This is a genomic window from Streptomyces lydicus, assembly GCF_000717345.1.
Classification (GTDB): Bacteria; Actinomycetota; Actinomycetes; order Streptomycetales; family Streptomycetaceae; genus Streptomyces; species Streptomyces lydicus.
In genome coordinates this window covers 16,608-29,007 of the sequence record NZ_JNZA01000062.1, presented here as the reverse complement: position 1 = coordinate 29,007, position 12,400 = coordinate 16,608, and the positions used below count along the sequence as shown (strand labels likewise).

Annotated in this window: 8 protein-coding genes; 2 read left to right on the top strand and 6 right to left on the bottom strand. The window is 73.6% G+C overall.

Translation table 11 applies throughout. The annotated features are described in order from the left end of the window. The 3 genes from OO62_RS39790 to OO62_RS34855 form a co-directional block, all read right to left on the bottom strand. A partial coding sequence (locus OO62_RS39790) for a WXG100-like domain-containing protein (protein ID WP_157850187.1) occupies positions 1–2,780 on the bottom strand: 2,780 nt, incomplete at its 3' end. A 91-nt stretch (positions 2,781–2,871) separates the two neighbouring features. After that, positions 2,872–3,255, bottom strand: coding sequence for a hypothetical protein (locus OO62_RS34860; RefSeq protein ID WP_033271729.1), 384 nt, complete (start codon positions 3,253–3,255; stop codon positions 2,872–2,874). A 105-nt stretch (positions 3,256–3,360) separates the two neighbouring features. Further along, positions 3,361–4,992: a PucR family transcriptional regulator gene (locus OO62_RS34855; protein ID WP_078617514.1), complete on the bottom strand. Its 1,632-nt coding sequence runs from the start codon at positions 4,990–4,992 to the stop codon at positions 3,361–3,363. A 343-nt stretch (positions 4,993–5,335) separates the two neighbouring features. On the opposite strand from OO62_RS34855, the gene OO62_RS34850 reads away from it, so the two are divergent. Next, on the top strand, positions 5,336–6,877 hold the full coding sequence (locus OO62_RS34850; RefSeq protein WP_033271728.1) for a sodium:solute symporter family protein: 1,542 nt from the start codon (positions 5,336–5,338) through the stop codon (positions 6,875–6,877). Between the two features lie 88 nt (positions 6,878–6,965). Further along, positions 6,966–8,651 carry a thiamine pyrophosphate-binding protein gene (locus tag OO62_RS34845; RefSeq protein ID WP_051733862.1) on the top strand — a complete coding sequence of 562 codons (1,686 nt, stop codon included), beginning with the start codon at positions 6,966–6,968 and terminating at the stop codon, positions 8,649–8,651. A gap of 22 nt (positions 8,652–8,673) precedes the next feature. Here the strand turns inward: OO62_RS34845 and OO62_RS34840 are convergent, their stop codons facing one another. The 3 genes from OO62_RS34840 to OO62_RS34830 are packed head-to-tail and all read right to left on the bottom strand — an operon-like array spanning position 8,674 to position 12,219. Continuing rightward, positions 8,674–9,351: a TetR/AcrR family transcriptional regulator gene (locus tag OO62_RS34840; RefSeq protein WP_033271726.1), complete on the bottom strand. Its 678-nt coding sequence runs from the start codon at positions 9,349–9,351 to the stop codon at positions 8,674–8,676. Continuing rightward, positions 9,348–11,465, bottom strand: a complete 2,118-nt coding sequence (locus OO62_RS34835; protein WP_033271725.1) for a YhgE/Pip domain-containing protein — start codon at positions 11,463–11,465, stop codon at positions 9,348–9,350. Before OO62_RS34835 ends, OO62_RS34840 begins: the two co-directional genes overlap by 4 nt. Next, positions 11,437–12,219 carry an ATP-binding cassette domain-containing protein gene (locus OO62_RS34830; protein ID WP_033271724.1) on the bottom strand — a complete coding sequence of 261 codons (783 nt, stop codon included), beginning with the start codon at positions 12,217–12,219 and terminating at the stop codon, positions 11,437–11,439. Before OO62_RS34830 ends, OO62_RS34835 begins: the two co-directional genes overlap by 29 nt. Positions 12,220–12,400 lie beyond the last annotated feature (181 nt).

Sequence of the window (12,400 nt, the reverse complement as noted above, 5' to 3'; positions counted from 1 at the left end):
GCGTCGACGCAGTTGTTGTTGCGGCCGGGGGCGTCGGGGCCGGGGTGGTTGATGGTGTCGACCCAGTGGCCGTTGTCGGGGTCGGGGTGGCGTTGGGGCCGGCCGTTGTCGTCTTTGGGGATGGCGTTTTCGACGTGTTGTTGGTGTTCGTCGGTGGGGCCGTCGAGTCCGCCGGGGCGTTCGCGGTTACGGGTCTCAGAGGCGGGGGTGTGCTCGCCCTGATCCCCGTGTTCGGCGGGGGCGTCGGTGGGGTGGTGGGTGGTCGGGTCGTTGCTCTGGGGGTGGTTGGTGTGGTGGGTGGGGTCGCCCGGGCGGTCCGTGGAGTTGGTGTGATCGGTGGAGTTGGTGTGATCGGTGGGGGCCGGGCGGTCGCTGGGGTTTGAGTGGTCCGCGGGCGGCTGCTGGTGCGGGGCGTCCGTACGGGGCGCGGTGCGCGGGCGGTCGGTGTCGCCGCGGGTGGGGTCCGTACCCGGCCGGCGCGGGTCCGGACGTGTGGGGGCGGGGCGGGTGACGTCGGGGCGCGTCGTATCCGGGCGCGTCGTATCGGGGCGTGTGCCGTCCGGGCGGCGTGGCCCGTCGAGCCGGGGATCGTAGGCCGGACGGTCCGGGCGGCGCTGCTGGGTGACGTCATGGATCGGCTGGGAACCGTCCGGACGGCGGTTGGGCGGGGTGGACGGGCTCCCGGAGGCCGGCGGGGTGCCGCCCCGCGGCGGGGTGACACCCGGCGTGGCGGGACCGCCCTGCGGAGGCATGGTGGGGGGCACACCCATCACCGGGCCGGGATTCTGCGGGCCGTTCTGCGGCGTCTGCTGGGGCGTTGTGGAGGTGGGGGAGCCGGGGTCCGTCGGTGTGTGCTGGGTGGGCGGTGGCGCGGTCATGGTGTCGGCGGACTGCGTGGTGACGGTGGTGTCGTCGTCCCGGACGTGCGGCATCGGGTTGCCGGGGGCCGGATCGCGCTGGCCGACGGGTGGGCCGGACGAGGGCGAGTGCGGCACGGGGGCGCCCTGGGAGGGCACGCTCACATGCGGCGTGGCCGGCCGGCCGGCGCCCGTGCCGCCACCGGAGTTGTCGCCGTTGGCGCTGTTGCTGTTGCTGTTGCTGTTGCTGTTGCTGTTGCTGTTGCTTTCGCCGGAGCCGTTGTCGTTGGCGTACGGGTGGGTGGCGGCGGCCGGCTGGTCGGAGGACGCGTGGTCCGGTGCACGGCCCGCGTCCGGGGACGGCCCGGCGTCGGGGGAGGGGCCCGAGGTGTGGGGCGGTGCTGAGTCGGGTGCCGGCCCCGGGGTGTGGGACGCCTCGGGGGGCGGTGCCGCGTCCGGGTGGGTGGACGGGCCCGGGGTCGGTTGGGCGCCGGTGGGGCTGTTGTCCGGCCGGGCGGCGTCCGGTGCGTGGTCCGGTGCGTGGTCCGGGGTGGGCTGGGTGCTGACCGGGCCGTTGTCCGGCCGGGTGTTGTCCGGGGTGTGGTCGGGGGTGTCGGCGGAGGGAGGGGCTGCCGACGGGTCCGGCGTGGGGGAACTCCCGTACGGGTTGTGGCTGTTGCCGCCCGTGTAGCCCTCGTCGAAGGCGCTGCGCTGGTCCGGGGGCGGCAGGGGCTGAGCCTGCGGGACGCTCCGGTTGCCGTCCTGACCGGGGGGCGTGGAGCTGTCGGTGGTGGTCGACGGACTGTGGCCCGGGTCGCTGTTCGTGGCGGTGGACGTTCCGGCCGGGCGGCCGGAGTTGGCCCCGTCGCCGGAGCTGTGCCCCGACCCACCGTCGCCCCCGGAGCCGGAGCCGGAGCTGCTGTCGGAGCCGCGCCCCGACCCACCGTCCGTACCGCTGCCGGAACCCGTACCGCTCCCCGAACCCGAACCCGAACTCGACCCGGACCCGCTCCCGGAATCCGACCCCGACCCCGACCCCGAGCCGGAGTCCGCCCCGGACCCGGTACTCGACCCCGACCCCGACCCCGAGCTGGACTCGCCCGACGAGCCCCCACCCTCCCCGTCGCCACCGTCCCCACGGCCGTGCTCCCCGCCGCCGTGCTCGCTCCCGCCGTGGCCGGCGGCGTGGTCCAGGCCGCCGCGGGCGTGGTGGCCCGCTCGGCCGCCCGCGCCGTCGCGCAGCGCCTCCGTGAAGGTCTGGCCGGAGTTTTTGGCCGCGTCGACGCCCGCCTCCGCGCCGGTCTTCAGGCTGCGGCCGACGTCGAAGCCCTGCTGGGCCCCGAAGTTCATGTTCATGCCCTGGGCGATGGCGTCGGAGATCATGGCCTCCAGCGCAGAGACCGCGGGCTCCTTGACCGTCTCGACGATTGCCTCGACCAGGGCCTCGCGCGCCTCCTTCAGGATCCGGCGCACGATCAGCCGGGTCGCCTGGGTGGCGCCCGCCGCGCCGATTTCGGAGAGGCCGAGGGTGAAGGGTGCCGCCGCCTGGGCCGCGATGATCTCCGCCGCGAGGATCGCCAGTTGGGCGATCACCGCGACTTTCATCCCGATGATGATCACCGCGCCCGCGTCCATCGCGAAGGCGATCAGCTCGGCGGCCGTACGGGCGTCGTCGAGGTAGCCCGAGCCGTTGCCGGAGAACTTCTCCCAGGTCTTGCTGAAGCCGTCGATGCTCTCGCCGGAGTTGGCCGACAGGACGTTTCCGGCGGCGGTGACGCCCTCGGACTGCAGCTGCTCGACGGCGTTGGCGAACTCCCGCCACTTGGCGGCGGACTCGTTCATCTTGTCCTCGTCGCCCGTCGGCCAGTCGTAGCCGAGCATTTCGAGGACCCACTCCAGCCAGTCCGGCAGCATGAGCGACATGTCGGCAATCCCCCGTAGACGGTGCGGCGGCGTGCGGAAGTTGCGGCGATGGGTGCGGGACGAGTGAGCGCGCGGGTGCCCGCGGCGCGCGTCAGGTGTGGGGCGCCTTGAAGCCGCTGATCAGCTGGCTCTGCGCCTCGGCGTTGGCGACGTGCTGCTTCATCAGGGACTCGTTGAAGTCCTCGTCGGCCCGGTGGTTGTCGCCCATGGTGTTCAGGGCGCCGCCGATCTCCTGGAGCTTGGCGGCCAGATGCCCCATCGACTCGTACATCCCGTCGCGCAGGCCCTCGTAGACCACACCGAACTTCTCGCCGATGTCGTCATCGCCCCACGGCGGGGTGTCCTGGCCCTCCAGGCCGGTCAGTGCGTTCTTGAGCTTCTCCACCGCGGACTGGTACCGCTCCCCGATGCCGGTGAAGTCCTTGCCCCCGGCTTTCAGCGAGGGAATGTCCGCCTGTAGCCCGTCTCCGGCCATTGCGGCCCCCGTTCTACCTGCTCGTGGTCACGTGCAGCACAACGACGGGCAAAGTTTAGTGGCGAACTCCCTTGTGTGCTCAAGGAATTGGCGGTCACAAGCGCGTCACCGATGTGTCGCGGCGTCCCGGTCCAGGGCGCGCAGGGCGAACCACAGCTCCATGCGGACATCGGCATCGTCCAGGTCGGTGTCGAGGAGGGTGGCGATACGGCTGATGCGCTGGCGCACGGTGTTGCGGTGGATGCCGAGGGAGGTTGCGGTGCGGTCCCAATTGCCGTGCAGGGAGAGCCAGTTGTGGAGGGTGTCGAGGAGGGGCGGGGAGTCGGACAGCGGGGCGAGCAGGGCCCGGGCGTGCTGCCGGGCGTCGTCGGCGGTGACGAGCGAGGCGATGCCGTGCGGGCCGGGGGCGCGATGGCGTACGAGGGGGGCGTGCTGGGCGAGGGCGCGCCGTAGGGCGGTGGCCGCGTGCCGGTCGGCGGCCGGCAGTTCCTCGACGGGCACGGGTGCGCTGACCCCGAGCGTCCAGCCGGGCTGCGCGGTGATCTCGCGGTCGCCCGGCACCAGGGCGCGGAGGGCGGGGCCGGGGGGCGGGGCGTCGGTGGCGGCGGGGTGGGTCTCCTGCTCCGGTGCGAGCAGTGGGGTACCGAGGGCGGTGGCCAGGGAGGCCGCCGAACCGGTCGTCTCCCGGCGGCGCTCGGCGTGGACGACGGTCCAGAGGGGCGCGCCGAGGAGCGGGGCGACCTCGGCGGGGCGGGCGCCGACGAGCAGCCGGACCAGGGCCGCGGCGTGTCCGGTCGCGGCCGGCCCGCGGTCGCCGGCCGGCCCGGTGATCAGCGACAGGAGTACGGCGGCCACCCCCGCGATGGTGTGTGCGGGCGGGTCGTGCGGGTCCGCGGCGACCACCAGTGCGAGCGCCTGCCGCCCCGGGCCGCGCCCGGTCAGCGCGTAGGCGGACAGCTGGGCACCGGGCAGCGCGTCGGTGGCGGAGGACGGACCGCCCGCGCCCTCACGTGCGCCCGCCCCGCCCCCGTCGCCGCCGACGACCTGCGCGAGCCGGCCGGCCGCGGCCCGTACCGCGTCGGCGGGTCGCGGACCGGACGAGCCGTGTTCCGTGCCGTCCGGGGCGAGCAGGGCGGTCCAGCCCCGCACATGGCGGGCCAGGGCCCGCAGGACCGCCGCGGCCGGGTCGGGGCGGGCGGCGGCCGCGGCCAGCGCGCGCTGCGCCTCGCTGAGCCGGGTCAGCTCCCGGTGCCGAGCCTCCGTCACGGCCTGCCACACGGCGCTCTCCACCGCCGTGAACGGGGTCCCCGCCGGGACCTCGACCAGCGGCAGGCCATGGCGGTCGCAGGCGGCCACCAGCGCGGCGGGGACCGTGTCGTGGACGGGGGCGATGCCGAAGCCGAGCGCGGCGGCGCCGGCCGCGACGGTGCGGGCGGCATAGCCGTCCAGATAGGACTCCAGGGCCGGGGCGCCCCCGGTCACCTCCGCCAGGTGCATCCCCGCCGTCAGCAGCATCTCGCCACCCAGGAGGTACGGCACCGGGTCGGCCATCTCGGAGGTGTGCACCCAGTGGATCGCGACGCCCTCCCGGGGCCCGGCGATCTGCCGCAGGCCCAGGTCCGTCCGCGCGAGCAGCTCCGCCAGCGGCACCGGCGGCGTGGACGGCGGTGGCGTCGCCCGCGGGGCCGGGGCCGTGGTCGGGGCCGAGGTCGGAGGGGTGGGCGGTGGGGAGGTCATGGGCGGTACCGGCGGCAGGGACGATCGGGAAGCGATCGCCGGTGGTGGTGAAGCGCTCTCTGATGTGGGTGGTGTGGACGGTCGGGACGCCGTGGGCCGCGGCGGCGGAGTGGACGGCGGCGTCGAGTGCGGCATGTGCGAACCCTCCACGTCAGCGGGCGGCGAGTGGAGGAAACGTACACTTCAGCGTCGCCTTGCCGCCTCCTAGGGTCAAGGCCCGGGACGAGGCGCCCGGTCGGGACCCCCGCCCGCCGGGCGCCCGTCACTCCCCCGAGCCACACCCCTTACTCCCCCCACCCCCCACTCCCCTCACTCCCCTCGGTGCAGCAGGAAGGGATGGCCCATGGCTGTCGACTATGCGGTGATCGTGCTCTATCTGGCCGGAATGCTCGCCATGGGCTGGTGGGGGATGCGGCGCGCCACCTCCAAGAGCGACTTCCTCGTCGCGGGCCGCCGCCTCGGTCCCGCGATGTACTCGGGAACCATGGCCGCGATCGTCCTCGGCGGCGCCTCCACCATCGGCGGCGTCGGCCTCGGCTACCGGTACGGCCTCTCCGGCGCCTGGATGGTCTTCACCATCGGCCTCGGCCTGCTCGCGCTGAGCGTCTTCTTCTCGGCCCGGATCGCCCGGCTGAAGGTCTACACGGTCTCCGAGATGCTGGACCTGCGCTACGGCGGCTCCGCCGGGCTGATCTCCGGCGTCGTGATGTGGGCGTACACGCTGATGCTGGCGGTCACCTCGACCCTCGCCTACGCGACCATCTTCGACGTCCTCTTCGGTCTGGACCGGGCGCTCGCGATCATCCTGGGCGGGGCGATCGTCGTCGCGTACTCGACGCTCGGCGGCATGTGGTCGATCACCCTCACCGACATGGTGCAGTTCGTCGTGAAGACCATCGGCGTGCTGCTGCTCCTGCTGCCCATCGCCGTCATCAAGGCGGGCGGCTTCGCCGAGATGAAGGCGCAGCTGCCGGACGACTACTTCGCGCCCCTGGGCATCGGCGGGCAGACGGTCTTCACCTACGTGCTGATCTACTCCTTCGGCATGCTGATCGGGCAGGACATCTGGCAGCGGGTGTTCACCGCGCGCGGCGACAGGGTGGCGCGCCTCGGCGGCACCGCGGCCGGTACGTACTGTCTGGTCTACGCGCTGGCCGGTGCGGTCATCGGCACCGCGGCCAAGGTGCTCTACCCGCACCTGGGCAGCCCGGACGACGCCTTCGCCACGATCGTCAAGGACGCGCTGCCGGTGGGCGTGCGCGGGCTGGTGCTCGCCGCGGCGCTGTCCGCGGTGATGTCCACGTCCTCGGGTGCGCTGATCGCCTGTGCCACCGTCGCCAACAACGACATATGGGCGCGGATCAGGGGAGTCGTGCGGCGGCAGAGCCCTGCCACCGACGCCCCGCACGGACCGGACGCCGGGCCCGGCGGGGCGGGGGAGCCGCGGGACGAGGTCCGCGGCAACCGGGTCTTCATCCTCCTGATGGGCCTCGCGGTCATCGTGATCGCCCTCGCCCTCAACAATGTCGTCGAGGCGCTCACCGTCGCCTACAACCTGCTGGTCGGCGGCCTGTTGGTGCCGATCCTGGGCGGACTGCTGTGGAAGCGCGGCACGGGGGCGGGCGCGCTCGCCTCGGTCGCGGTCGGTGGCCTGACCGTCGTCGGGCTGATGCTCTCGCTCGGCGTCCTCGCCAACGAGCCGATCTACTACGGGCTGCTCGCCTCGCTCGTGGCCTACGTGGCGGTCAGCCTGGCCACCCGGCCGACGGACGCCGCGGTGCTGGACGCCTGGCGCGCCCGGCTGGCCGGCCGTCCGGACGCCGCCGGGGCCGAACCGTCCGTCGCCTCGGACCCGTCCGCGACCACGAGCCCTGCCGGCCGGTGAGCCCTTCCGGCCGTGAACCCTTCCGGCCGGTGAGCACCGACCGCCCCCCCCCGCACGACGATCACGGATTACGGAGAGCCGACGCACGATGAGTACCACCCCTCCCGCCCCCACGCACGCGCCGCGCAACGGCGGCGACCTGGTCGTCGAGTCGCTGACCGCGCTGGGCGCGACCACCGTCTTCGGACTGCCCGGCCAGCACGCCCTCGGGGTGTTCGACGCCCTGCGCCGCTCCGCGCTGCGCTATGTGGGGCTGCGGGTGGAGAACAACGCGGGCTTCGCCGCGGACGCGTACGCCCGGGCCACGCACGGCGTCGCGCCACTGCTGGTGTCCACCGGGCCCGGTGCCCTGATGACGCTGGCCGCGCTGCAGGAGGCGGCCGCCGCCTCGGCCGCCGTCCTGGCCCTCGGCAGTCAGGTGCCGCTGGCCGGCCTCGGCGGCGGCCGTCACGGCTATCTGCACGAACTCACCGACCAGAGCGCCTCGTTCCGCGGCGTGGTGAAGTCCGTCCACACCGCGCGTACCGCCTCGCAGATCCCGTCCGCGGTGGCCGCGGCCTGGGAGTCGGCGCTGAGCACCCCGCACGGCCCGGTGTGGCTGGAGATCCCGCAGGACGTGCTGCTGGCACCGGTCGACGTACCGCCGGTGACCGAACTGGACGTCGCGCCGAGGGAGTTGGCGCCCCGGCCGGAGCTCGTCGCAGCAGCCGCGGAACGGCTGGCGCGGGCCGAGCGGCCGGTCATTCTGGCCGGTGGCGGAGTCGTACGGGCCGGGGCGGAGGCGGAGCTGCTGGCGCTCGCCGAGCAGCTGCGGGCGCCGGTGGCCACCACCTTCGGCGGCAAGGGCGCCTTCCCCTGGGAGCACCCGCTCTCGCTGCAGTCCTGGCTGGAGGACCGCCACACCACGTCCTTCCTGGAGGACGCGGACACCCTGCTGGTCGTCGGTTCCGGGCTGGGCGAACTCTCCTCGAACTACCACACCTTCCGGCCGCGCGGCCGCGTCGTGCAGATCGAGGCCGACCTGGGGAAGCTGGAGTCGAACCACGCCGCGCTCGGCCTCCACGCCGACGCCCGGCTGGCGCTGTCCGCGCTGGTCAAGGAGGTGGCGCGGTACGAGGACGGAACCGCAGGGGACGGTACCGGGGCCGCCCCCGGGTCTTCCCCCGAGACCGCCGTCTCCGGGCTCCTCGCCCGGGTGCGGGACCGCCTCGCCGGGCAGGACCTCGACCTGGAGCAGCGGGTGCTGGCGTCGGTGCGGGACGCCCTGCCCGATGACGCGGTCAGCTGCTGGGACATGACGATCCTCGCGTACTGGGCCTGGTCCGCCTTCGACCCGCGGCGCAGCAACGCGCTGCACTCCGCGCAGGGCGCCGGTGGTCTGGGCTACGGCTTCCCGGCCGCCCTGGGGGTGGCCGTCGCCGACCCGGAGCGGCCGGTGCTGGCGGTCTCCGGCGACGGCGGCGCGATGTACTCGATCGCCGAGCTGGCCACCGCCCGGCAGTACGACCTGCCGGTGACCTGGCTGATCGTCGACGACGGCGGCTACGGCATCCTGCGCGAGTACATGACCGACGCGTTCGGCCGGGCCACCGCGACGGAGCTGGCCCGGCCGGACTTCGTGGCGCTGGCCGAGTCCTTCGGCGTCCCCGCGGTCCGTACGACACCGGACCGGCTGCGTGCGGACCTGGCGGCGGCGTTCGCCGCTCCCGGCCCGTCGGTGGTCGTACTGCCGGCCCGGCTGCGGATGTTCGCGCCCACGCACCTGGACTCCTGAGGGGCGGGAGGCCCGCGTGCCGTCAGGCGGGCGGGGCCTGGCCGCCCCCGCCGACCCGCCCCTGCAGCAGCCGTGACAGGGCGGCGTGCACCTCCTCGACCGAGCGGTCCGGCTGGAAGGACTGCCAGTCCAGGGCGGCGACCAGGACCATGCCCAGGAGGGCGGAGGCGGTGAGCGGGATGTCGAGCTCGCCGGAGAGCTCGCCGGCCTCCACGGCCTCCCGCAGGACGGCCTCGACGACGGATTGGGCACGGCCGCGCACCGAGGTGAGGGTGGCGCGCCAGGTGCGGTTGGTGCGCCAGAGTTCCGCCACGTAGAGCTGGATGAGGGCGGGGGAGCAGGCGATGAAGTCCAGGCCCGCCCGGATCATGGTGTCCAGGGCGTCGATCCGGGTGCCGCCGCGGGCCGTCGTGGAGTCGGCGGCCTGCCGCAGGGAGTCGGCGAGCAGGTCGATGCCGTCCCGCAGCAGCTCCTCGTAGAGGACGTTCTTGCTGGCGAAGTTGTAGTAGACGGTGCCCTTGGCGACGCCGGCGCGGTCGGCGATCTCGTCGACGGTGGTGGCGGAGAAGCCCTGTTCGGCGATGAGGGTGACGGCGGCGTCGAAGAGCCGGCGGCGCGTCGGGGTCCGGCGTGCCCCGGGGGAGGCCCCCGGGGCGGTGCCGTTGCCGGCACCGCCCCGGGAGACCTGGGGAACGCTCACAGGCTGAGCTCCGGGTGCAGGTCCTTCATCCGGACGACCTGCCGGCCGCGCGCCGTGAGGGCGGTGAGGGCCAGCGCGCCGAGGGTGAAGGCCGCGAGGACCGCACAGCCCTGCCAGACGACGGTGAGGTCACCGCCGGTGATCAGGCGGCGCAGGCCGTCGACGACGTAACTCATCGGCAGGAAGGGGTGGACGGCGGCGAAGAAACCGGGGCTGGTCTGCACCGGGTACGTGCCGCCCGCCGAGGTCAGCTGGAGCATCAGGACGACCAGGGTCAGCACCCGGCCGGCCGGCCCGAAGAAGGCGCTCAGCAGCTGGATGAGGGCGGTGAAGCAGGCCGTGGCCAGCAGCAGGAAGCCGACGGTGGCGCCCGAGCGGGCCATCTCCAGGCCGAGGCCCCAGTGGAGTACGGCCATCAGGGCCAGCACCTGGACGACGCCGACGGCGTACGCCGGCAGCCAGGAGCCCAGCGCGATCCGCCAGCCCGGGGCGCCCGCGGCCAGTGCGCGCTTGCCCAGCGGCTGGAGCAGCATGAAGGCGACCATCGCGCCGACCCAGAGGGACAGCGGGATGAAGTACGGCGCCAGGCCGGTGCCGTAGTTGGGCGCCTTGTGCAGCGACTTGGCGGCCAGCGCGACCGGGTCGGCCATCACCTCGGTGCGGGCGTCGCGGTCCTTCTTGTCGTAGTCCGGGATCTTGGCGACGCCGCTGTGCAGGCCGTCGGCCAGCTGGTTGGAGCCGTCCTTGAGCTTGAAGAGCCCGCCGGTGAGCTTCTCGGCGCCGTCCTTGGCGTCACCGAGACCGCTGTGCACCTTGCCCGCGCCGTCGGCGACCTTCCCGGCGCCGTCGGCGAGGGTGTTGATGCCGTCGGCGAGCAGCCCCGCGCCCTGGGAGACCTTGTGCGCACCGGAGTTGAGCGCGTTGATCTTCTCGATCGCGGCGTCCGCGCGGTCGGCGATGCCCGGTGCCTGGTCGGCCACGGTCACGGCGACCCGGTGCAGATCACGCAGCTTGGTGTGCAGCTGCCCGAAGTCGGTGCGGCCGATCGTGTCGTTGACCTTCTCCGCCGCGTCGGCCGCGACGGCGGTGCCGTCCGCGATGGCCTTCAGCTTGGGGCAGTCGGGGTCGGTGGCGACGACGCCGCAGCGCTCGCGGTACAGCTCCGCCGCGTCGTCGGCGTTCTTGCGCGCCTGGCCGGCGGCCCGGGCGGAGTCCCCCGGCAGCTTGCTGAGGTCCTCGTCGAGCCGCTGCGTGAGGTCGGCGACGGTCTGCGCCTTCTCGCCGATCTCCTTGCCGTGCGCCCGGAGGTAGGGCAGGTCCTTCTTGGCGATGCCCTGCACCTTCTCGGCGAGCTGCTGGGTGCCGTCCGCGACCTGGCCGGCGCCCTGGCTGAGCTGCCGGGCCTTGGAAGCGGCCTTCGTCGTGCCGTCGCTGACCTGGCCGGCGCCCTTGCTGACCGCGCCGGAGCCCTGGTCGAGCTTGCCCAGCCCGTCGGCCAGTTCGCCGGTCTTGTCCTTGGCGGTACCGAGGCCCTTGTCGACCTTGCCCGCGCCGTCCGCCGCCTCGGCGGTCTTGTCGTGCAGGTCGGAGAAGGACACGAAGATCTTGTCGAGCATGCCCCGGGTCGAGGTCGCCGACGTCTTGGCGCGGATCTCGGAGAACACCGTCTTGGAGATCGAGCCGACGACGTAGTTGTTGGCGTCGTTCGTCCGGACCTGGAGCGCGCCGGTCTGCGGGGCGTCACCGGAGCTGGAGGCGATCCGCTCGCTGAAGTCCTTCGGGACGGTCAGCGAGAGGTAGTACGTGCCGTTCTCGACGCCCTTGGCGGCGTCCGCGGCGCTGACCTCCTGCCAGTCGAAGGTCTTGCTGTCCGTGACCTTCTCGGTCAGGTCCTCGCCCGCGGTGATCTTCTTGCCGCCGGCGGTGGCCCCCTGGTCCTCGTTGACCAGGGCCACCGGGATCTTGTCCAGGCGGGCGTAGGGGTCCCAGAAGGAGCAGAGGTAGAGGGCCCCGTACAGCAGGGGGATCAGCATCAGGGCGACCAGCCCCAGCCGGGGCAGCTTGCCCCTGCCGAAGCGCCTGAGCTCAAGCGCGGCCAGTCTCGGCGAACGCATGCGCCGCTTCCTCCTCGGGAGTGTGGATGTCGTCCAGGACGGGGGCCGGCGGGCCGGCCGGGGTGTCGGTCTGCGTGGTGCGGACGATCAGCGCGTCCGCCGGCGCGTCACTGCCGGCCGCCACGACGGTCAGGCCCTGCCGGGTGAGGTCCCGCAACAGGTCCCAGGCCAGGTCGCGTTCGGCCGCGGAGAGCTTGAGGTCGACGTCGTCGACGGCCAGCAGGTGCGGGGCCTGCATCACGGCGAGCGCGATCGACAGCCGCAGCGCCTCCAGCCGCTCCAGGTCGCGGACGGTCGTCCGCAGGCCCTTGGGAAGGGTGGCGGGGTCGAGTCCGGCGGCCGCGAGGGCGGCGTCGATCCGGGCCCGGGTGGCCTCCCGGTGGCGCTTGCCGAAGGGCAGCGAGCCCTTCAGGCGCCGCCCCAACAGTGCCTGTTCCTTGAGGTGTTCGCCGACCGTGAGGGCCGGCTCCAGCTCGGCGACGCCCGGTACGTGGGCGAGGGCGGTACGGCCGCGTACGGTCCCCATCCGCTTGGGCAGCGGGAATCCGGCGACCGTGGCGGTGCCTTCGGTGATCCGCATCCGGCCGGTGAGGGCGAGCAGCAGGCAGGTGCGTCCGGAACCCGACGGGCCCTGTACGGCGATCAGTGCGCCCGCGTCCGCGGTGATGTCGACGCCTCTGAAGGCCCACCCCCGTGGCCCCCGCACTCCGATTCCCCTGGCGCTGACCGCCGCCCCCTGGCGGGTGGTGTTCACAAACCCCTCCCCTTTTGATCTGACTGGTCAGTCTAAAAGTGTGCCGTAAGTGCGGCCCTTTTGGCCAATCGGAGAGATTTGGTGCCGGCGAGGCCGTGACCCGAACGGGGGATCCGTCCTAGGGTGCCGTGCAGGCGGGGGCCTGATGATGTTCACGGTGGAGTCCGTGCCGCAGCACGCG

What these genes read in the sequence shown, in the direction of transcription:
- OO62_RS34845 (WP_051733862.1), top strand. Translation starts at nt 6,966, where the DNA reads ATGAGTACCACCCCTCCCGCCCCCACGCACGCGCCGCGCAACGGCGGC.
- OO62_RS34835 (WP_033271725.1), bottom strand. Translation starts at nt 11,465, where the DNA reads ATGCGTTCGCCGAGACTGGCCGCGCTTGAGCTCAGGCGCTTCGGCAGG.
- OO62_RS34855 (WP_078617514.1), bottom strand. Translation starts at nt 4,992, where the DNA reads ATGACCTCCCCACCGCCCACCCCTCCGACCTCGGCCCCGACCACGGCC.
- OO62_RS34860 (WP_033271729.1), bottom strand. Translation starts at nt 3,255, where the DNA reads ATGGCCGGAGACGGGCTACAGGCGGACATTCCCTCGCTGAAAGCCGGG.
- OO62_RS34850 (WP_033271728.1), top strand. Translation starts at nt 5,336, where the DNA reads ATGGCTGTCGACTATGCGGTGATCGTGCTCTATCTGGCCGGAATGCTC.